Origin of the sequence: Rathayibacter sp. AY1F9, from assembly GCF_002932155.1 — a bacterium.
GTDB lineage: Bacteria > Actinomycetota > Actinomycetes > Actinomycetales > Microbacteriaceae > Rathayibacter.
Window position 1 is genome coordinate 1 of the sequence record NZ_PSVA01000054.1, and the last position, 2057, is coordinate 2057.

The window sequence follows — 2057 nt, forward strand, 5'->3', positions numbered from 1 at the left end:
GCTCCGGAGGATCTGCTGGTCTACCCGGCGTGAGGGGCGGGCACGAGGAGACGGCTCGCCATCCGGTGTGAATCCGTCCCTCGGACCGCCCTGTGCTCGATGCGAGGGACGGCGGGAGCGCCCGTCCCGTTACTCCGCCCCGCCGCCGTCCGCGTCGGACAGCGGGAGCCGCGCCTCAGCCGCGCCCCCGCCAGCACGGGCGAGTCCGAGAGCTCCAACGAGCCACCGTAGACCGCGAGCTGCCGCTCGAGCCGCGCCAGGCCCGAGCGCGTCGACCCCTCGACGAGTCCGCGGCCGTCGTCGTCGAGGGTGAGCACCACGACGCCCGCCTCCTCGTCGCCGCGCACCCGCAGCGAGGAGGCGCCGCCGTGCTTCAGCGCGTTGGTGACCGCCTCCTCCAGGAACCGGACCAGGAGCATCCGCTGGTCGAGCGGCGGCTCGGCGCCCTCGGCGGCGAGCGCCGGGATGCGGCCGAGGTCGAGGTCGACGGCGATCTCGGGAGGGAGGCGCGCGACGAGGTCGCGGACGGCGGGGACCAGGCCGTGGTCGATCTCGACCGGGTAGAGGGCGTGGCCGACCGCGCGCACCTCGTCCTCGCGGAGCCGGTCGAGCCGGGCGGCGATGGCGAGCAGCCGCTCCGAGGCCGCCTCGTCGGATGCGCTAGCGACCGCGTGCAGCTCGGCGGTCAGCACCACGAGTCCGTTCTGGAGGCCGCCGTGCAGGCTCTGCGCGACGTCGCGCCGCACCCGCAGCTCCTCCCGCTGCAGGGCCTGCACCGCCTCGAGCGCCTGCACGGAGGCGCGGGCGTGCTCCCGCTCCTTCTCGCGCACCCGCCGCGCCGCGCGCACGAGCAGGTAGCCGTAGGCGGTGACCAGCGCGATCACCGTGGATCCCACGACCAGCTCGACCGCGAGAGCGGGGAGGGCCGAGAGCGGGTAGACGCCGGTCAGCACCTGGAGGCAGCAGCGGACGAGTCCCATCCCCACGGCGATGACCGCCGTCCGGGCCACCCGGCCGCCGCCGGTCGAGCGCTCGGGACGCAGCACCGCGACCAGGGCGATCGCGAGCCCGATCGTCGACACGTTGACCAGGACGCGCGTCGTCACGTCGAGCAGCGGCCCCGGATCGACGCCCCGCAGCGTCCGCGACAGCATCCCGAGCGCGAAGACGGCCTGGAGCGCGGCCAGCAGCGAGAGGACGCCGCCGAGGAGCGCCATCGCTCCGAGGACGATGCGGTTGTCCTCGCGCGTGTCGCTCGGGCCGGCGCTCATCCGGTGTGCTCGAGGAAGAGGAGCGTCGCGTCGACCCGCGGGTTGCGCTCGCCGTCCGACCGCACGCCGAGGCCCGCGTAGACGGCGTTGACGTGGTTGTCGACCGAGCGGACCGCGATGCCGAGGCGCTCGCCGATCGCGGCGTTGGTCAGCCCCGATGCGAGACCCGAGAGCACCTCGTACTGGCGCGGGCTCAGCGCGGCGACCGGGGAGTCGCGGCGGGCCGCGCGGGCGGCGACCAGCGCCGGATCGAGCACGGTGCGGCCGTCCGCCGTCGCGCGGACGGAGGCGAGCAGCGCGGGGGCGGTGAGGGAGGAGGTCTTCGAGAGGTAGCTCCAGCCGCGGGCCTCGGCGCGGTCGAGGCGGAGGAAGCGGTGCATCGCGTCGACGGCCGAGAGCAGGACGATGCCCAGCCCCGGCGCGGTGGACCGCAGTCGGCGCCCGAGCTCGATGCCGTCCCCGTCGCCGAGCTCGATGTCGAGGATCGCCACGTCGAGCTCCGCGGGCCGCAGCACCGACCGCGCCTCCGTGGCGGATCCGGCCTCCACGACGCTCCGCACGCCCGGCACCGCGCGCAGCAGCGACGACAGCATGTGCCGGTAGAGGGGCTGGTCGTCGACGACGGCCAGCCTGAGCTCCGGAACGCCCCCCACGGATGTCATCCGCCCATCTTCACCCATGCTCCGGAGGTCGAGGCGTCCCTCGACCGGGGGTCACCGCGCGAGGATCCGCGTCGGCTCGCGGGCGGCGGCGGGCGCCTGCCCCGTGAGCGGGGGGATCAGGAGT

The 2057-nt window shown here is 75.4% G+C and carries 2 protein-coding genes; both read right to left on the minus strand.

Going from position 1 to position 2057, the window contains the following annotated elements:
- Positions 1-20: 20 nt before the first annotated feature.
- Entirely contained in the window at positions 21-1271 is a 1251-nt protein-coding gene (locus C5C37_RS17690; RefSeq protein ID WP_181127451.1) for a sensor histidine kinase, read from the minus strand.
- Entirely contained in the window at positions 1268-1933 is a 666-nt protein-coding gene (locus C5C37_RS16990) for a response regulator transcription factor (RefSeq protein WP_104249995.1), read from the minus strand. The genes C5C37_RS17690 and C5C37_RS16990 overlap by 4 nt, the downstream gene beginning before the upstream one ends.
- Positions 1934-2057: the final 124 nt, after the last annotated feature.